Origin of the sequence: Lysinibacillus parviboronicapiens (assembly GCF_003049605.2) — a bacterium.
Taxonomy (GTDB): domain Bacteria; phylum Bacillota; class Bacilli; order Bacillales_A; family Planococcaceae; genus Lysinibacillus; species Lysinibacillus parviboronicapiens.
Genome location: NZ_CP073713.1, coordinates 3,370,463 through 3,389,669 on the forward strand (window position 1 = coordinate 3,370,463; position 19,207 = coordinate 3,389,669).

14 protein-coding genes, 1 other RNA gene and 1 other annotated feature are annotated in these 19,207 nt (G+C 38.9%); of the genes, 2 read left to right on the forward strand and 13 right to left on the reverse strand.

Translation table 11 applies throughout. The annotated features are described in order from the left end of the window. Nucleotides 1-440: 440 nt before the first annotated feature. The 3 genes from ssrS to hisS form a co-directional block, all read right to left on the reverse strand. Nucleotides 441-640: non-coding RNA, 6S RNA (gene ssrS / locus C9J31_RS16320), on the reverse strand. Between the two features lie 256 nt (nucleotides 641-896). Then, nucleotides 897-2,666, reverse strand: coding sequence for an aspartate--tRNA ligase (gene aspS, locus C9J31_RS16325; RefSeq protein WP_107951078.1), 1,770 nt, complete (start codon nucleotides 2,664-2,666; stop codon nucleotides 897-899). 18 nt (nucleotides 2,667-2,684) lie between these two features. After that, nucleotides 2,685-3,950: a histidine--tRNA ligase gene (gene hisS / locus C9J31_RS16330; RefSeq protein WP_107951077.1), complete on the reverse strand. Its 1,266-nt coding sequence runs from the start codon at nucleotides 3,948-3,950 to the stop codon at nucleotides 2,685-2,687. A 143-nt stretch (nucleotides 3,951-4,093) separates the two neighbouring features. Next, nucleotides 4,094-4,336: a binding site (T-box leader), on the reverse strand. Nucleotides 4,337-4,499: 163 nt separating this feature from the next. Here hisS and C9J31_RS16335 point away from each other — a divergent pair. Continuing rightward, complete coding sequence (locus tag C9J31_RS16335; RefSeq protein ID WP_107951076.1) at nucleotides 4,500-6,062, forward strand: N-acetylmuramoyl-L-alanine amidase family protein; 1,563 nt, start codon at nucleotides 4,500-4,502, stop codon at nucleotides 6,060-6,062. A gap of 64 nt (nucleotides 6,063-6,126) precedes the next feature. Here C9J31_RS16335 and C9J31_RS24345 read toward each other — a convergent pair. From C9J31_RS24345 to C9J31_RS16375, 8 genes are all read right to left on the reverse strand, one after another. Then, a protein-coding gene (locus tag C9J31_RS24345) for an IS3 family transposase (RefSeq protein WP_420798456.1) occupies nucleotides 6,127-7,700 on the reverse strand; the annotation gives its coding sequence in 2 pieces (ribosomal slippage) (nucleotides 6,127-7,058 and nucleotides 7,058-7,700; 1,575 coding nt in all). Nucleotides 7,701-7,790: 90 nt separating this feature from the next. Next, entirely contained in the window at nucleotides 7,791-8,684 is an 894-nt protein-coding gene (locus tag C9J31_RS16345; protein WP_107924812.1) for a manganese catalase family protein, read from the reverse strand. A gap of 48 nt (nucleotides 8,685-8,732) precedes the next feature. Continuing rightward, nucleotides 8,733-8,948 (reverse strand): DUF2642 domain-containing protein, encoded by a 216-nt coding sequence (locus tag C9J31_RS16350; protein ID WP_107950601.1) that lies wholly within the window; start codon nucleotides 8,946-8,948, stop codon nucleotides 8,733-8,735. A gap of 71 nt (nucleotides 8,949-9,019) precedes the next feature. Continuing rightward, on the reverse strand, nucleotides 9,020-9,460 hold the full coding sequence (gene dtd / locus C9J31_RS16355; RefSeq protein WP_107924813.1) for a D-aminoacyl-tRNA deacylase: 441 nt from the start codon (nucleotides 9,458-9,460) through the stop codon (nucleotides 9,020-9,022). 158 nt (nucleotides 9,461-9,618) lie between these two features. Beyond that, on the reverse strand, nucleotides 9,619-11,814 hold the full coding sequence (locus tag C9J31_RS16360; protein WP_107924814.1) for a RelA/SpoT family protein: 2,196 nt from the start codon (nucleotides 11,812-11,814) through the stop codon (nucleotides 9,619-9,621). 204 nt (nucleotides 11,815-12,018) lie between these two features. Next, nucleotides 12,019-12,933: a pseudouridine-5'-phosphate glycosidase gene (locus tag C9J31_RS16365; protein ID WP_107950602.1), complete on the reverse strand. Its 915-nt coding sequence runs from the start codon at nucleotides 12,931-12,933 to the stop codon at nucleotides 12,019-12,021. Between the two features lie 4 nt (nucleotides 12,934-12,937). Next, nucleotides 12,938-14,029: a carbohydrate kinase gene (locus tag C9J31_RS16370; protein ID WP_107950603.1), complete on the reverse strand. Its 1,092-nt coding sequence runs from the start codon at nucleotides 14,027-14,029 to the stop codon at nucleotides 12,938-12,940. A gap of 217 nt (nucleotides 14,030-14,246) precedes the next feature. After that, a complete protein-coding gene (locus C9J31_RS16375) occupies nucleotides 14,247-15,503 on the reverse strand; it encodes an MFS transporter (protein ID WP_107950648.1) in 1,257 nt (418 codons plus the stop codon). Between the two features lie 292 nt (nucleotides 15,504-15,795). Here C9J31_RS16375 and C9J31_RS16380 point away from each other — a divergent pair, with 292 nt between their 5' ends. Next, nucleotides 15,796-16,254 carry a MarR family winged helix-turn-helix transcriptional regulator gene (locus C9J31_RS16380; RefSeq protein WP_107924817.1) on the forward strand — a complete coding sequence of 153 codons (459 nt, stop codon included), beginning with the start codon at nucleotides 15,796-15,798 and terminating at the stop codon, nucleotides 16,252-16,254. 67 nt (nucleotides 16,255-16,321) lie between these two features. Here C9J31_RS16380 and C9J31_RS16385 read toward each other — a convergent pair whose 3' ends face one another. Both C9J31_RS16385 and recJ read right to left on the reverse strand, forming a co-directional pair. Next, nucleotides 16,322-16,834: an adenine phosphoribosyltransferase gene (locus tag C9J31_RS16385; RefSeq protein WP_054767791.1), complete on the reverse strand. Its 513-nt coding sequence runs from the start codon at nucleotides 16,832-16,834 to the stop codon at nucleotides 16,322-16,324. A 33-nt stretch (nucleotides 16,835-16,867) separates the two neighbouring features. Next, nucleotides 16,868-19,186, reverse strand: a complete 2,319-nt coding sequence (gene recJ / locus C9J31_RS16390; protein WP_107950604.1) for a single-stranded-DNA-specific exonuclease RecJ — start codon at nucleotides 19,184-19,186, stop codon at nucleotides 16,868-16,870. Nucleotides 19,187-19,207 lie beyond the last annotated feature (21 nt).

Genomic DNA, 19,207 nt, shown 5'->3' on the forward strand with positions numbered 1-19,207 from the left:
ATTTAGTATGCAAATTAGAAGCTGCTATGGATTTTAATTTTAGAATCATTGGAAATTAAATAGAACTTCCTATTGGGTGTAGCATGTGGAAGAAGCCAATTGTTGACGTCATCAAAGTGACATAAAACAAATTTATGTAAGTCGAAAAGCAATGATTAAACGTGTATGTGCGGATATGAAAGAAAAGCATGGTATGCTTTGGATCAGCCTTACGAGGGATTAAAATATTGTTCATCCAGGCGATGCTGAATGCCATGAAGCTAACCTGCAAGAAAATAGTTGATCGTAGCCTACTACTCTCGTTAATAAGGGCTATTTGTAACGACTATTCCTCATAAAATTCCAAAAGGTATTCGAAATGGAATCATCATTTCGAATACCTTTTGTCGTCAATTTGAAATAGCCATTACATGAATGACTACTGATTTTCTATGTAATCGACGAATCCCGATAGTGCCGTAATGCCATTGAAACATTCGTTTTGAACCCGCGATTTGCAGGTGGGTGCCCGCTTCATAGCGTTAAACTTCCCTCTCCGTTGGGGCATGTTTGCTACTATAAAATAGGAGGCTCCCGACGATATAGTGTTGGTCAAAACTGTTTAAGATAGTTAGCAGTTAGACAAACACATCAGGATTCGTATTACAGTTATAATAACACCATATTTCAGATAATTCAAACGATTTTCTATTAAAAAATTAAAAACCTTGCGAAAACGCAAAAAATACCTAGATTTCCAACAAAATTTGCTAGAGAATCAAGGTATTTAGCATTACAGTACTTAGTTGTTCTTACAAATGGTTTTGGCAGTGCCTATACTCGACTCCTCGAGGCTTAGCTGAGGCCTCCAGGACGGCGAGCGTAAACAGTACCTAACAAATAGAATTGACAACAGCTTATTTTTTAAATGGTTTGATTGCTAAACTTAGCTCACTCAATTGGTCAGGAGACACTGTACTTGGTGCATTTGTCAGTAAGCAGCTTGCACTTGCTGTTTTCGGGAATGCAATTGTGTCACGTAAGTTCGTACGGCCTGCAAGTAGCATTACAAAGCGGTCAAGGCCAAAAGCAAGACCGGCATGTGGTGGCACACCGTATTCAAATGCTTCTAATAAGTAGCCGAATTGTGCTTTTGCTTCCTCTACTGTGAAACCAAGTAGTCCAAACATTTTTTCTTGTAGTTCACGTTCGTAAATACGTAATGATCCACCACCAAGCTCATAACCGTTTAACACGATATCATATGCTTGTGCACGTACTGCTGCTGGATCTGTATCCATTAAGGCAATATCTTCGTCAAATGGACGTGTGAATGGATGATGCGCTGCTTTGTAACGACCATCTTCTTCCGAGTACTCCAATAAAGGCCAGTCTGTAATCCATAAGAATGCAAATTGTGATTCATCAATTAACGCTAAATCTTGACCTAATTTTGTTCGAAGTGCGCCAAGAGAAGCTGCAACAACAGGAGCTTTATCGGCAACAAATACTAAAATATCGCCAACTTCAGCACCCATACGTTCGATTAATGCTGCGGCTAATGCTTCATCAAAGAATTTTGCGATTGGACCATTTAAGCCTTCCTCTGTTACTTTTAGCCATGCAAGACCTTTAGCACCATAGATACCAACGAATTTTGTTAATTCATCCATGTCTTTACGAGAGTATTTGTCTGCTGCACCCTTTATGTTGATACTTTTCACTTGTTTGCCCTGAGCCACAGTATCAGCAAATACTTTGAAATCACAGCCATCAAAAATATCGTTAAGTGCTACTAATTCTAAGCCAAAACGTACATCCGGTTTATCTGAACCATAACGATCCATTGCTTCTTGATATTTCATACGTTGGAAAGGCGCAGGAATGTCGATGCCCTTTATATCTTTCATCACGGCTTGGATAAGGCGCTCGTTCATTTCTAAAATTTCTTCCTGTGTTAAGAAGCTTGTTTCAATGTCGACTTGTGTGAATTCAGGCTGACGGTCAGCGCGTAAGTCTTCATCACGGAAACAACGTGCAATTTGGAAGTATTTCTCAAATCCAGCAACCATTAATAATTGTTTAAATAATTGTGGTGATTGTGGTAATGCATAAAATTCACCTTCATGCACACGAGATGGCACTAAATAGTCACGTGCTCCTTCAGGAGAGGATTTCGTTAAAATTGGTGTTTCTACCTCTAAAAATCCTTCGTTTTGTAAAAAGTTACGAATTGTACGCGTAACGTCTGAACGCATTTTGAATGTATCAAACATTACCGGACGACGTAGGTCAAGGTAACGGTATTTTAAACGTAAATCTTCTGAGACATCTGTACGATCTTCAATTTGGAATGGTGTTGTTTTCGCCGTATTAATAACGACTAAGCTTGTTGCTTCCACTTCAATTTTTCCGTTTGGCACATTTGGGTTAATTTGATCTTCTGAACGAAGAATTATTGTCCCTTCGATTTCAATTACGTATTCACTACGTACTTTATCAGCTAAAGCATGAGCTTCTGCTACATCTGGACTAAAGACAACTTGTGTAATACCTGTACGATCACGTAAATCAATAAAGATCAATCCGCCCAAGTCACGGCGACGTTGCACCCAACCTTTTAATACGACTTTTTCGCCTTGTAACGTTTCTGATAGCTCGTTACTAGCATGTGTTCTTGTTGCCATTTGTAATTCCTCCAAAGATTATTTATTTAATAGGTAGTTAACTAATTCTGAGAAAACGACCTTTTGTTGCTCGCCTGATTCCATATGTTTCACAGCTGCTACATGTTCTTCTAGCTCTGTTTCACCTAGGACAATTGTAAATTTAGCGCCTAAACGGTCAGCTGATTTCATTTGTGCTTTCATTTTACGGTCTAAATAATCCATTTCCGTCGAAATACCTTTTGCTCGGAACGAACTTGTTAACTCTACGGCTTTTAATTTCGCTTCATCACCCATAGCTATCATGTAGACGTCAAGTGCCGAAGCTGTATCCAGCTCCACATTTTCTGCTTCGAGTGCTAACAACAAGCGCTCGATACTCAATGCAAAACCGATTCCCGGTACGTCTGGTCCACCGATTTCCTCTACTAAGCCGTTATAACGACCACCACCACAAAGCGTTGTTATAGAACCGAAACCTGCAGCTGTTGACATTATTTCAAATGTTGTGTGATTGTAATAATCAAGACCACGTACTAGGTTTGGATCTACCTCATACGTAATGCCAAGCGTATCTAAATACGTTTTCACCTGTGCAAAATACGCCGCTGAATCCTCTGTTAAAAAGTCTGTTAAAGCAGGTGCAGTAACCATTAACGGATGCTCACGATCTACTTTACAGTCTAAAATGCGTAATGGATTTTTTTGTAGTCGGTTTTGACAGTCCGAGCAAAACTCTTCTATATGCGGCTCAAAGTGATTGATCAATGCTGTACGATGTGCATCTCGCGTTTCTTTGTCACCCAGTGAGTTAATCACTAATTTTAAGTCCTTTAAACCCACTGATTCGTAAACATCCATTGCCAGTGCAATGACTTCTGCATCGATTGCTGGATCTGCTGACCCAATAGCCTCAACACCGAATTGCACAAATTGACGATAACGACCTGCTTGTTGACGCTCATATCGGAACATTGGCCCTAAATAGGAGAGTTTTACGGGTTGATCTGGCGCACCAAACATCTTATGTTCTACGTACGCACGGACAACACCAGCTGTATTTTCTGGACGAAGCGTTAACGAACGACCACCACGATCTTCAAATGTATACATTTCCTTTTGTACGACATCCGTTGTTTCACCAACGCCACGAGCAAATAAATCTGTTTGCTCAAAAATCGGTGTACGAATCTCGTTATAACGATAAACTCTACATAAATCACGAATAATCGTTTCAACCTTTTGCCATTTTTCTGATTGGCCTGGCAAGATATCTTGGGTACCACGTGGCACTTTAAAACTCATGGAAATACCTCCTCTATTGATTGCTTATGAGCGAGTGTACCTTGCTGGATGGAGGGAGTCTTTCGCAAACTTGAATGACGCCACATCGGATTGAGCGCAACTTTTCAAGCCAATAAAAAAAGCCCTCGCCTCCTTGCAAAATTGCAAGGGACGAGAGCTGTATAAGCTTCCGCGGTTCCACCCTAGTTGACGCAATAACTACATGCGCCCTCCTCATAATCGGATAACGGCCGATTCCGTTTTTTCCTACTAAAGTATCCCTTTTCAGAAAAAAGCCTCACAAGTGTTGTTCACGCTATACATATTTGTAGGAAAGATTGCAGCCTAGGTCTTTCCCTCTCTTCTCCAATAGAGGTATACGCTACTCGCTTGGTCATAAGCGGTTAATCATTTTTTGATTACCCTTTATGTTAGTCACAACAACAGCTAATGTCAACTATTTTCGTATTTTTCATGCAACAGTTGTCAAATTATCGAATTCCATTACCTTTTTCCCACGAACAAATCAATAAAATCATGGTAAAATAGCACAAGAATAGGAGGAATCTGATGACGACAAAACTTTTACATTTAACCATCATCTTCGTACTATTATTAACGATTACGATTCCAAGTATACACGATGATCAAAAGGCTCTTGCCGACACTAGTGATTTAAAAGTAACGGGAACAATCCTTCATATGCGCGAGGGACCAGGACTTTCTTATCCGATCATTACGACATTAGAAGAAGGCGACTCGCTAACCTCTATTGGTCGTGAGGGTGATTGGATTCAAGTAAAAACTGGTGAATATGAAGGTTGGGTTGCCTCATGGCTGACGGCTTCCACAAACGCCGAACAAGCCATTGCAAAAACAGTTATCTCACAGGTTGATCGTCTGAATATACGAACAGAGCCAGATATTTCTTCAGCAGTTCTTGGTCAACTTTCCACGGGTAATCAGGCAATTCTCATAAAAGAAAGCGGCGAGTGGGCAAAAATTAATTGGAATGGACTAGTCGGTTGGGTTTCTTCAAGCTATGTTACGATTAACGAAACAACAGAAAAAACATCCGATGAAAAAGTAGTCGAAGTATCTACTTCAAAGGACAGCAAAGGTACGACCTTTACCGTTCTAGTTGATTCACTAAACATCCGTAAAAAGCCAGATTTAACAGCTAAAAAAATAGGAACTGTGAGCAAAGGACAAACCTTTAAAGTACTTACGCAAGAACATAACTGGGTACAGATTCAATACAATGATAAAAAGACAGGGTGGGTATATAGCTTCTACGGTACGTTTTCAAATGCAGTGAAGGCAACCTCTAAAACTTCGTCTGCAAAAGAACTAGAAGCTGTCACAATTATTTATAACGGGACAAACCTACGAACAGACGCAACAACGGCAGCAGAGGTGGTTGAACGTGTAGATGCGGGTGAATCTTTTCAAATTGTCGGCACTAAAGATGATTTTTATGAAATTCAATTAGACGACAAAACCGCCTTTGTCGCAAATTGGGTCGTTTCAACTTCCAAAAATAAATCGTTAGCGAACGAAGAAAAAGCAGAACCACGAAAGAAAGGAACACTAAATGGCCTTACTATCGTCGTCGATGCTGGCCATGGTGGTAATGATCATGGTACGACAGGACAACGCGGGACCGATGAAAAAAACATCACCTTAAAAACAGCATCTTTATTAGAATCAAAGTTAAGTGCCGCCGGAGCAAACGTCGTCATGACACGAGAATCAGACGAATATGTTGCGTTGCGTAAACGAGTGTCAATTGGCCATCAATATGAGGCAGATGCATTTATTAGCCTGCACTATGATGCCACTGATAATAGTTCAATTTCCGGCTTTACTACTTATTATTTGAACGGCAATCAGAAAGGACTTGCAGAATCTATACATAGTGGACTTGCAAGTAAAATTGATTTAAAAGATCGTGGTACACAGCAAGGCAATTACTTAGTGCTACGAGAAAACCGTCAAAAAGCAGTATTAATTGAACTTGGATTTTTAAGTAATGCCAGTGAGGAACGTGTTATTACAACAGAAAAATTCCGTGAACAAGCAACACTCGGCATCTATCAAGGCATTCTTGATTACTTTGAGGTAAACGAATAAAAATAAGCACAGCCATGTTTGAACTGCTCCCTGTCAAGTAGACAGTGGAAATAATAAAAATGCTTTACGCGGCTTGAGACCTGAATTCCAAGGGGCTCAAGCTGTTTAATTTTTCTTGATAGCGCTCTGAATTATAAAACGAAATGTATCCTAAAATTGCTTTTTTTAGCGCTTCATATGTATCATATTTATTTAAATAGTATTTTTCGCATTTGAGCGTACCCCAAAAAGCCTCGATTGGTCCGTTATCGATACAACGTCCCACTCTAGACATACTATGTACCATCTCGGCATCATCTATCATACGTTTGAAAAGTTTTGAAGTATATTGATAACCACGATCGCTATGAATAAGTGGATGCTCATCCTCTTTTAATTTTTGTATGGCTAGTGTCATCGTTTGAAAAACAAGTTTATTGTTATTCGAGTGCCCTAATACATAACTCACAATCGAATTATCGTATAAATCAATAATGGCGCTTAAATAAGCCTTTTTACCATTCTCATATTTAAATTCCGTGACATCTGTACACCATTTTTGATTCGGTTTATCTGCTTTGAACTTGCGACTGAGTATGTTTTCTGCTACATAATCTGGATTCGATTTACGATATTTTTTTCGTTTTCGACGAATCACCGATTTTAATCGACACATTTTCATCAAACGATAAATACGTTTTTTATTTACCTTCGGTAAATCTACTTTTTCACGATGACGATTGATTGTAAGTGTGATGCGACGATATCCATAAATCCCATCTACTTGTGTATAAAGGTACTGAATTGATTCTAGAAGCTGTTCATTCTCGATTTCTCGTGCTGATGACTGACGGTTCAACCACTTATAATAAGCAGCACGTGTAACATCGGCAATTTCACATAATAAAATGATTGGCAGTGCTTCCTTCGCTGCTAATTCTTGAATGGCAATATAACGGCTATGTATACGGCTTTTACTTAACGACGCCTCCTTTCGATTTCCTCTAACTTTTTTAAGAAGAGATTTTCTGCACGTAATCGTTCATTTTCACGTTCCATACGCTGGATTTCTAAACGAAACTTGTCTTCAGTGCTTAACTCTTCTTCTAACTTTGTACGCCCACGGCGATCATGCAAGCCTAATTCCCCGTATTTTTCGAATTTTTTTACCCATTGATATACTTGTTGGTAAGAAACCGCATATTGTTCAGCTGTTACTTGATAATTCTTATCGTTGGCAATACAAACTTGTGCTATTTCAATGCGCTCTTGTACTGTTGTTTTTCTACCTTTAGTCATAGTTTGGCTCATTCCTTTACCCGAATCTTTTAATTCACTATGACTAGTATACTTTTTTATCCAATTCCTTAAAACCGATCTACTAGAAAGTCTATACTTTCTTACAACCTCTCTTAATGAAAATTCGCCTGAAAGATAGTCTCGGACAGCCGCTAATTTTAATTCCTTAGCATAACGATTCTGCTGGTTTAATCGTTCAAGACCCTCTTCTCCAAAATAACGATAATCATTTTGCCAATCTTTAATCGTATCACGATGCACTTTATATAATTCGGCAACTTCATTAAGAGTAAATTGGCCAGTATGATAAAATTTTAAAATCTCTAATTTTTCTTCTTTTGAAAAACTACACGTTCTCATAAAAAAATCTCCCCATTTGATAAACAGATTTTATTTTTTAATCTGTCTACTTAATGGGGAGCATACCAGTTGCAGTGGCGTGCTTATTTTTTATATATTCTCCATTAAACGCTTAGCAATTTTTTGAAACTCCTCCGGCCCAATGCCTGGTGCAAATTCTTCTGGCATCTCGTCTAAATTTGGAATATCATAGCCCTTTGGTGAGCCTTCCTGTACATATAAACGTTGACCAGATGTAGGATTTGTTCCTTTCCATATTCGATCAATATCTTTATAATCCCCGACATTATTCCAGGTAAACAGAACATTGCCATAGCCCATATCCTCGTATTTGCGCGCGTGATCGAAAACACGATTATCAAGATTAGGAATTGGAATCAACTTCGAGACATCCACACCGGTAGCCATTTCAAGCGCCCTCGCATAAGCGAGGACATGTGTACCACCACGAACAAGTAAATAACCAATCATTTCTCTTGCTGTGGGATGATTGGTCATTTCATACACACGCATTTTATGGGTTCTCGCACCACATTCCAAAAAGAAATTATGCAATAAATCTAACACTAAATTACCACTTGTAAAAACATTCAACCCTGTCCATGGCATCCCCATAGAATCAACAGCAAGTGAAGTTTGTGCAGAGGCAATAAATGCTGCGGTTGAGCGCATATCCTTGCCGTTTTGCAATGGTGTTAGATCAGGTAGTGCGGTAAATGAAGAACCTTTGTTCAACAAGTTTATCGTATTCGCCACCAGCTCGACATGGCCAAATTCCTCAGCGGTAATACTTGCCACCAAATCGTAAAAAGGTTTTAATTTCTTTTTCCCACGAAAATTAAAAGATTGATACATATAGTTATTTAATGTCGACATTTCTCCAAATTTCCCACCCAGCAGCTCTTGTACTGCACTCGCTGCATTCGCATCACCATATTCGACCTCAGGTAAATCAATTAGCAATTTATTTACACGTTGAAACAAAAAAGCACCTCCATTTCACATTATGTGAACATGAAGGCCCTTATGAAATTATTTTCTTTTCGTTGCCAATGTCACCCACACAATCTCTTCCATACGAATAAAGAAAGGTGTACGACAAACCTCAACAACGATATGATCAGGTAAAACAGAGGTTAAAATACCTTGCTGAATATTTTTCACCGTTTGAACAACAATTGCTTGGCCAATCATCATTCTTATTGTTTCATATAAATATGGATTCGATATGCTACCTATCTGCGACATTTTATATGCACTTCCTTCCAACAAACTAACCATTCTTTATAGTGTATGAAGGAATGACAGGAAATGTACCTTTATTTTGACTCTAACAGTATTGTTACAGGCCCATCATTCGTAAAAGCAACATCCATCATGGCCCCAAAAATACCTGTTTCAACCTGTAACCCATGTTCGCGCAAAGTATCGTTAAAGGCCACCCATAATGGTTGTGCTATTTCTGGTCTCGCTGCACCTGTAAAGCTCGGTCGATTTCCTTTTTTTGTATCTCCATACAATGTAAATTGTGAGACGGATAGTATTGCCCCTCCATGCTCTAAAATGGAATGATTCATTTTTCCTTCAGCATCTTCCCATAAGCGCAGATTAGCGATTTTTTTGGCTAAATAGGCTACATCCTCTGTTGTGTCCTCATGTGTAATACCTACAAGAAGAACATAACCACTATCGATAGCGCCTGTTACTTTTCCGTCAACAGTAACAGATGCCGCTTTACTACGTTGTAATACCACTTTCATTTTTTAAAACCTCTATTCTATCAAAATCCGTACCCGCCACTATTTTGTCTGTATATAACAGCACAGTGTTCTAGCACGAAACTTTCGCACCATAATCACCTGGGGTAGCTTCTATGCAAGACTTACTAGCCCATAGCGCATAGTTTTTTCGAATACTATTAATTGATGACACGTTGCACAGAATAAATATCAGGCGTTTGTTTAATACGTTCTACAACTTTATGCAAATGTGAAATATTTGATATTGAAATTGTTAAATGAATCGTCGCAATTTTATCGCGATCTGCACGACCACTCACTGCTAAAATATTTGTTTTTGTTTCACTGACAATATGCATAACTTCGTTTAGAATGCCCGGACGATCAAATGCAGATACCTCTATATCGACAGGATACTCTTTTTTCTCGGGCGTAAGACCATGCTCCCATTCAACCTCGATTAAACGCTCTTGCTCATCTTCCACTTGGATATTCGGACAGTCTGCACGGTGTACAGAGACACCTCTACCTTTAGTAATAAAGCCGACAATATCATCCCCTGGAACTGGAGTACAGCAGCGGGATAAGCGAATAAGCATATTATCGATACCTTTTACGATAACGCCTGACTCCGTACGTTTTTGTGGAATTGGATTTTTCATTTTTTGCTCAATTTTTTCTAGAGCTTCTTCCTGTTCACGCTCTTTACGGCGTTTTTCTGCCAAACGATTGACCACTTGTTGTGCAGTAATACCATTTACACCAACAGCTGCGAATAAATCATCTTCATTTGTATAGTTAAATTTATCGAAAACACGTTTAAAGTTTTCTGCTGACATTGTTTCTTTTATGTCAAAGTCTTGTGCACGAATTTCCTTTTCAATCATCTCTTTACCTTTGATGATGTTTTCTTCACGAAGATGGCGCTTGAAAAATTGCTTAATTTTATTCTTTGCTTGTGAGGATTGTGCAATTTTTAGCCAATCACGGCTTGGACCAAACGATTGTTTCGATGTTAAAATTTCGATAATGTCACCTGTTTTTAGTGGTGTATCGAGCGGGACCATTTTACCATTAATTTTCGCACCAATTGTACGATTTCCGACCTCTGAATGCACACGGTATGCGAAGTCGATAGGTACTGAACCGGCCGGTAATTCAATGACATCCCCTTCAGGCGTAAAAACATACACCATATCTGAGAATAAATCGAATTTTAAAGATTCCATAAATTCCTCTGCATTGGAAGACTCATTTTGGAATTCTAAAATTTCTCGGAACCATGTTAATTTTTGATCGACATTTTGTTTTTCGTTATCAATATTTTTACCTTCTTTGTACGCCCAATGCGCTGCAATCCCATACTCCGCAATTTTATGCATTTCCTTAGTACGAATTTGTACTTCTAGCGGGTCACCATAAGGACCAATGACCGTCGTATGCAGAGATTGATATAAGTTTTGCTTTGGCATCGCTATATAGTCTTTAAAGCGTCCAGGCATCGGCTTCCAAAGCGTATGGACAATCCCTAGCACGGCATAGCAATCTTTAATGCTATCAACGAGTACGCGTATAGCTAATAAATCATAAATCTCGTTAAATTGCTTTTTTTGCAACACCATTTTACGATAAATGCTGTAAATATGTTTGGGACGACCATAAACATCAGCATCAATTTCAACATCTGTCAGCTGAGACTTCATTTCACTCATGACATTGTCTAAATACGCCTCACGTTCATCTCTTTTCTTCTTCATTAGACTCACGATACGATAATATTGTTGCGGGTTTAAATAGCGAAGTGCTGTATCTTCAAGCTCCCATTTTACAGTTGATATACCCAGACGGTGCGCAAGAGGTGCAAATATTTCGAGCGTCTCTTTGGAAATTCGGCGTTGCTTTTCAGCAGGCAAATGTTTTAACGTGCGCATATTATGCAGACGATCTGCGAGCTTAATTAAGATGACGCGAATATCCTGTGCCATCGCAACAAACATTTTTCGATGATTTTCTGCCTGTTGTGCTTCTTTCGATAAATATTTGATTTTCCCTAGCTTCGTCACACCATCAACGAGCATAGCCACTTCTTCACCAAATTCACGGACCAAATCATCTCGCGTAACTTCTGTATCTTCGACAACATCGTGTAAAAAACCAGCTGCTACTGTTTCAGGATCCATTTGTAATTCTGCTAAAATACCGGCCACTTGCACTGGGTGAATAATATACGGTTCACCAGAGCTACGGAATTGCTCAATATGTGCATCTCGTGCCAATTCATATGCTTTTTTCACGAATGCGACATTTTCGTCATTCATGTAGGATTTGACTAAATCAAAAACGTCTACAGGAGTCAAAATTTGCTCTTTCGCCATAATATGTCCACCTTGCCCGTCAAATTTTTCAGATTAGATATAAATTTAATTGTATAAAAAATAGAGGTCGATTGTAAAGGGACTGTGTCATTTAGTTTAGTTAATCTCGTGAACAGCTTACAACATTGTAATATTTATCCATTAATATAACCAAAAAGACCCTCCGTTTCGCTAAGCTTCACAGAGAGTCTTAAAAAAAGATGATTATTTTGCTTTATTATAGGCTACAGCAATTTTCGAACCGATTACTGCATTGTTTTTCACTAATGCAATGTTCGCATCAAGGCTCTTACCTTCTGTCAGTTCTTTCACTTTACCAAGTAAGAATGGTGTTACGTTTTTACCTTGAATACCATTTTCCTCAGCTTCATGTAGCGCTTTTTCAATGATATTAGTGATGAATTCGTGCTCTAGTGCTTCAGCTTCTGGTATCGGATTTGCAATAACCGCTCCGCCTCGTAATCCTAATTGCCATTTTGCACGAAGCATCGCTGCAACTTCTTCAGGTGTATCGGCTTTGAAGTTTACATCAAAACCACTTTGTCGTGTATAGAATGCTGGAAGTTCATCCGTACCATATCCAACTACTGGTACACCTTTTGTTTCAAGATATTCAAGCGTTAAGCCAATATCTAAAATGGACTTCGCACCGGCACAAATTACCGCTACATTTGTTTGTGATAATTCTTCTAAGTCTGCTGAAACGTCCATCGTTGTTTCTGCCCCACGGTGTACACCGCCAATACCACCTGTAACAAAGATTTCAATGCCTGCAAGCTCTGCACAAATCATCGTTGCGGCAACCGTTGTCGCGCCTAATTTTTTAGTTGCTAATAAATAGGCTAAGTCACGGCGTGAAGCTTTTGCCACACCTTGTGCATTGCCAAACATTTCAAGTTCTTCTTCTGATAATCCAATTTTAATTTTACCATCAATTAATGCAATAGTAGCTGGTACTGCACCGTTGTCGCGAATAATTTGTTCCACTTCACGCGCTGTTTGTACGTTTTGTGGATATGGCATACCATGCGAAATTATTGTTGATTCTAAAGCAATAATTGGTAGACCTTTCTCTTGACCCTCTTTTACTTCTTCTGATAATACGATGAATTCTTTCATGATGTTATTCCTCCATTTCATTTTTCAACGATTCTTCTGATAATTCAGGTCTTACTGTGTACGGAGACGCCAATGTTTTTTTGGCGTTTGTTAAGCCCGCATCTATACATGTTGTAAAGGGTTGTCCCCGTAACCAACTATGAATAACCGCACTAACAAAGGCATCTCCAGCGCCAGTAACATCTTCAATTTTTTCTATCGCTTTAGCCATAAAATGACTTGCTGTAATTGTAGTTGATGCTGCATAAACGCCTTTTCCGCCTGCTGTAATAATCACATGTTCAGCTCCTAGTAGCAGAAGCTTCTGTAACGCTTTTTCATAATGTGCCGCATTGTCAATCGTATGACCGACAATCGTTTCTGCCTCGTCTGTGTTACAAATAAACCATGTGACTCCTTGCAAAGTATCCGGAAGTCGGTTCATTTTTGGTGAAGATACTGGCACAATTACTAGTGGAATTTCACGAGCAATCGCTACTTGTTGAATGTAGGCAACTGTTTCTTTCGGACAGTTTAAGTCCAGTATAAAGCAGCCCGCATTCATTAGCATTGCCTCGTATTGCTTTAACAAACTTGGCAACAATAAGTCATAGACTTCCATATTGGCAACGGCTAAAGCAAGTTCGCCCTGTTCGTCCATAATGGCGGTATACGAACCCGTGGCAGCATCAGGTAGCTGTTCAACATAGCGTAAATTCATAAATGGTTCTGAAGCTTCCTGAATCACCAGCCAGTCGGCATCCTTTCCTGCTGTTGTCAGTAATGTAACCTCATGGTTTAGACGGCCTAAGTTTTCAGCAATATTTCGACCCACACCACCTACACTAAATGAAGAGCTGGCAGGATTTGATGTTCCGAGCTGCACAGTTCCTTTGACATGAAATTTACGGTCGAGATTAGCGCCACCAATACAAATAATTTCATTTTCCTCAGGTAAAATATAGGCACGACCTACAATTTTGCCTTGCTTTGTTAAGCTCGACACTAAATTTGCAAGCACTGGTCGAGACAAGTTCATTTTATCTGCCATCTCTTGCTGAGACATAAACGGATTTTGGCGTATTAATGCAAGTACCGCCTGTTCTCTTTCGTTCATAGCATCACCTTTTATTATATTTGTTTATATTATAAACTTTTGTTTGGATTAAGTCAAAAGATTTCCGAAAATATAGTGATTCATCGAAAAAAACAGCCACAATGCTCGTTTTCGAGATTAAGGCTGTTTTAGTATGAGCTGATTTCATTCGGAAAAAAATTTGCTAACTCTATAATCACGGATATAACTTGCAGTGTTCAACACCATAACTTCATTATTAAAGAGTTACTGTATTTGGTTGTTGCTTCTTAACTATTATTACAAATAGGCTCGCTAACACACAGAAAACGCCAGCTAAGAAAAATGCCCATGTGTAAGAATCGAAATATTTATAGATGAGACCGCCACCGTATGCAGCCATCGCCGCACCAGCCTGATGAGATGCAAAAATCCAGCCGTAAATTATTCCACTTTTAGCAGTACCAAAAATTTGCCTTGAAATACTGATTGTTGGTGGCACAGTTGCAATCCAATCTAATCCATAAAAAACTGTAAAAATAACGAGCAAGGTAAATGAACCTTGGACTAATGCATACGGTAATATAACGAGGGAAGCTCCTCTTAATAGATAATACCAAAATAGTAACCAACGATTATCAAAACGATCAGACAGCCACCCAGATAATGTAGTCCCAACAAGATTAAAGATTCCCATAAATGAAAGAAACGAAGCAGCTGTCACTAAAGGAACTCCGAAACTAATACAGTAGGAAACAAAATGAGTACCAATTAAACCACTAGTTGAAAGCCCGCAAATAAAGAAGCTACCGGCCAATAACCAAAATTCTTTCACTTTCACAGCGTGAAAAAGACCCTTGAACGCAATAATAATCGGATTATTCTTTGGCTCTACATCGTTAACGTCTAATTCTTTATCACGCCCATAAGGAAGAATGCCAACATCCTTTGGTTTGTTTTTCATAAATAATAATATAATGATAAACATGACGGAACTTAGAACCATGATTAACCCAATCGCCCATCGCCATGAGTAATTATCTATAATCATCGCCAATATAGGTAGTAGAATTAATTGACCTGTTGCTGTACTTGCAGTTAATATACCTACGGCAAGACCTCTTCTTTTTTCAAACCAATTGTTTGCTACATAAGGACTCAAGACCGTTAAAAAAAGACTTGCACCGAGACCGATAATAAAGCCCCAAATGATGGTTAACTGCCAAGCCTGATTCATGATAAGAGTTAGCGCAATACCTAATATTAATGTCGCCATCGCTGCTAACATCATTTTCTTTAAGCCAATTACTTCAAGTAATGCCGCCATAAACGGACCTGATATCCCATATAAAAAAAGACTGATTGCAAAAGCCATGGCAATCATTGAGCGATCCCAACCAAATTCATTTTCGAATGGGCCTATAAATACGCCTGATGATGACAATGTGATGCCCGCTACAATAATTGAGAAAAATGTAATAACAAGGACAAACCAACTATAATGTATACGCTTCATAACACCACCTACATTTCTCCATAGTATAAAATTAACTTGCTGTCCTAGCTTCATTTCGTACTGTAAAAATACCCTCCTTCTAGCTAACATCGATACATGTATATACATGTATGTGTGTAAAAAAATAAAGAAAATCCATTTCTTTAAAATATATGTATCTACATATATAATGATAGTAATAGCGTTTTCAACTGTCAAGAAGCTAATTTCACTTTTATTAATTATTTCAATTATCATGATAAACTAAAATCAAGCTTACCTTAACTTGAAATAACTTAAAAGGAGTTTTTTTATGGATAAAGAATACATGAACATAGACTATACTCAGATTTGTGTGTGTGCCAACCTTAGAAAAAAAACAAGAGTTGTTACGCAAATGTATGACAAATTGCTCCAACCTACCAATTTAAAAATCACCCAATATTCCATGTTGGCAAATATTGATCATCAGCAGGCGGTTTCTATAAGCAAATTAGGGGAGATTCTGTTACTTGACCAAACTACAATTACACGTAATGTCAATTTATTGAAACAAAGTGGCTATGTTGCTATTACGCGAGATAAGCAAGATGCTCGAACCAAAATTTTATCACTAACTGATGTAGGTATTGCAAAATTAAAGGAAGCAACTCCTATTTGGCACGAAATACAGGAAAAAATTATTAATGACATTGGACCAGAAAAATATAAGGATTTCTACGAAACACTAAGACACATACAAAAGATAATCAAATCCTATGATAACTACTAGTTAATATTAATTAAATAAATGGCTGTCTATAAGTTTTTTCACTTATATGACAGCCATTTTTCATAATTTAATATTGAATTAATGTCTTGATACTTAAATCGCCAAGTTTTGCACGACCATTTAGTTCAGTTAGCTCGATTAGGAATGCACAGCCGACAACCTCACCGCCCAATTCTTCTATTAAACGAACAGTCGCTTCCACAGTACCGCCAGTTGCAAGTAAATCATCACAGATTAAGACTTTTTGGCCTGGCTTAATAGCATCTTTGTGCATAGTAAGCGTATCTTTACCATATTCAAGACCATAGTCAGCACTTACCACTTCACGAGGTAATTTTCCTGGTTTACGAACAGGGGCAAAGCCAATTTCAAGTGCATAAGCGACTGGACAACCGATGATGAAGCCACGCGCTTCAGGACCTACGATAATTTCCGCGCCCACTTCTTTTGCGTAAGCGACGATTTGGTCAGTAGCATATTTGTATGCTTGTCCGTTATCCATAATTGTTGTAATATCCTTGAAGCTGATGCCTTCTTTTGGCCAGTTCTCAACTGTTGTTACGTATTGCTTTAAATCCATTTTGATGTTCCTCCTACGAAACTTTTTCGTATATTAATGTATTCGTTCATCAAACCATTGCTTTAACTCTATATAAGGTGCATAGACAAGCTTTTGCTCTATATCAATCTGTTCTGAACGTTGTTTGTAAGACGGTGCTTCCGTAAGCGCTGTTTTTGGTGCATTCACGTTGACAGTCGTCAGTCCACTCTCCATTTTAACAAAATCAAGCTCAAAAAACACCTGTGTCATAAATTTTAATGCCTCTAACGGCCAGCCTGTATGCTTTGCTAAGTCTGGTAAGTGCATATTTAATGGGAATGCTGGACGGTTTTTCAAAAATTTGTAATACCAAGCAAATTGCTCACGTGTAGGCATCCCATTGAAATACTGTGAATCAGGCATATAGAAATGCGCATAAATACGAGAAGGCGCTGTTTTTTGCAACACATTTTCTAACAATTGAACATTTTGTGGCAAATCTAATAACACTATATAACTTGTTTGCGACACGTTTGCAAGTGTTGCCTCCACAAACAAAATTGGCACGCCAAGAAGCGACTGATAATATGTCACCGTCTCGGGACGGAATGCTATAAAAGTTGCCTCCTCTTTTGGTACAGTATTTAACCAACGTGAAGTTTGACGAATGCCACGAATATCAAATAATTGCCACTCTGTTGTTTGCACGTCCTCAATCATAAACTGAGGCTTTTTACGCCCTTGCCACTCATTAATTTGAAGATCACCAATAAAGGATACTTTAATGCCATATGTCAGTTCGTCATGCAGATGCCCTTTATGAAAGCCAACGCTATCCAATTTTTCATAGCCATCAGTTAATTCCATTTTAATATGATTTTCAGCTGCGCCAATTTTACGCATTGCGGCTATTTCGACATCTTCAAGTACATAAACAGGTTTCGGGAATTCGGTACCAAACGGGCCAAGCTTGGCAATTTCTTCAATAGCGTCCGCTGAAATTTCATCAATTTTAAGCGGAATATCAATATTGAGTACAGGTGTCAATTGCTCCTCAGTTAAACAAGCTTTTGCCTGTGCATCTAATCTTGCTCGCAGTTCATCTACATGCTCAATGGGTAAAGTCATACCTGCGGCCATCGGATGTCCCCCAAAATGAGGTAAAATATCTCGATTTTTCGCCAGTTCATTAAACAGATGGAAACCATCGATACTACGTGCCGATCCTTTCGCAGTACCTTTCTCAGAGTCTAGTGATAGTACAATAGTCGGACGATAATAAAGCTCAACAAGACGAGAAGCTACAATCCCGACAACACCGGCATTCCAGCCTTCTCCAGCAACAACTAAGACCAGTGATTCGCTAATTTTTTCGTCTGCTTCAATTAATGCAATCGCTTCATCTGTAATACTCTTCACAATATCTTTGCGCTCCGTATTACTGGCATTTAGCTGTTTCGCTAATGCCGATGCTTTGCTACCATCCTCGGCCATTAGTAGTTCTACACCAGGCGCTGCTTCGCCTAAACGGCCAATTGCATTTAAACGCGGACCAAAGTAAAAACCAATTGTTTCTTCATTAATCTTTGATTGCTCTGCACTTGCTACCTCACACATTGCCTGTACCCATGGACTTAGTGAACGACGCATTTCTTCAATTCCACGTTTGACAAGATAACGATTTTCATCGACTAACGGCACTAAATCAGCCACCGTACCAATCGCCACAAACTCAAATAAATGCGTTGGCAGTTCCCCGTACAAAGCATGTGCTAACTTAAAAGCTACTCCCACCCCTGCTAGTTCGCCAAATGGATAATGCCCCTCTGGCACACGAGGATGTAAAATAATATCCGCTGGCGGTAGTTCCTCACCAGGCTCATGGTGATCTGTGACAATGACATCCATACCAAGCTCCTTCGCCACACGAATGGGCTCAATGCCTGAAATACCATTATCGACAGTAATAATTAATTGCACGCCTTCTGTATGTGCCTCACGGAATAATGCTTCATTCGGGCCATAGCCGTGCAAGAAACGGTTTGGAATTTTAAACGATACATCTGCACCAAGGTCTAGTAACACATTGAACATCACGGTCGTACTTGTGACACCATCTGCATCATAATCACCATATATTAATATTTTTTCGCCGTTTTCAAGTGCTAGTTTGATACGTGCCACTGCTTCTGCCATACCATGCATTAAAAACGGGTCATGAATATTTACTTCAGTCATATTTAGTAAACTTTCTGCTGCTGCAGAAGTTTCACAGCCACGTGCAGCTAAAATCTTTGCCGCAATCGCAGAAATTTGTAAGTCATTTTGTAATGCTTGTACAAGTTGTGCATCTGGACGCTCCACTTGCCATCTCTTTTTTGATAGAATCATTTTTTCACTTCCTCACGAAGG

Bases quoted from the DNA above. Each gene is read 5' to 3' on its own strand.
- aspS (WP_107951078.1), bottom strand. From the start codon at position 2,666: ATGGCAACAAGAACACATGCTAGTAACGAGCTATCAGAAACGTTACAA.
- hisS (WP_107951077.1), bottom strand. From the start codon at position 3,950: ATGAGTTTTAAAGTGCCACGTGGTACCCAAGATATCTTGCCAGGCCAA.
- C9J31_RS16335 (WP_107951076.1), top strand. From the start codon at position 4,500: ATGACGACAAAACTTTTACATTTAACCATCATCTTCGTACTATTATTA.
- C9J31_RS16350 (WP_107950601.1), bottom strand. From the start codon at position 8,948: ATGTCGCAGATAGGTAGCATATCGAATCCATATTTATATGAAACAATA.
- dtd (WP_107924813.1), bottom strand. From the start codon at position 9,460: ATGAAAGTGGTATTACAACGTAGTAAAGCGGCATCTGTTACTGTTGAC.
- C9J31_RS16360 (WP_107924814.1), bottom strand. From the start codon at position 11,814: ATGGCGAAAGAGCAAATTTTGACTCCTGTAGACGTTTTTGATTTAGTC.
- C9J31_RS16365 (WP_107950602.1), bottom strand. From the start codon at position 12,933: ATGAAAGAATTCATCGTATTATCAGAAGAAGTAAAAGAGGGTCAAGAG.
- C9J31_RS16370 (WP_107950603.1), bottom strand. From the start codon at position 14,029: ATGAACGAAAGAGAACAGGCGGTACTTGCATTAATACGCCAAAATCCG.
- C9J31_RS16375 (WP_107950648.1), bottom strand. From the start codon at position 15,503: ATGAAGCGTATACATTATAGTTGGTTTGTCCTTGTTATTACATTTTTC.
- C9J31_RS16380 (WP_107924817.1), top strand. From the start codon at position 15,796: ATGGATAAAGAATACATGAACATAGACTATACTCAGATTTGTGTGTGT.
- C9J31_RS16385 (WP_054767791.1), bottom strand. From the start codon at position 16,834: ATGGATTTAAAGCAATACGTAACAACAGTTGAGAACTGGCCAAAAGAA.
- recJ (WP_107950604.1), bottom strand. From the start codon at position 19,186: ATGATTCTATCAAAAAAGAGATGGCAAGTGGAGCGTCCAGATGCACAA.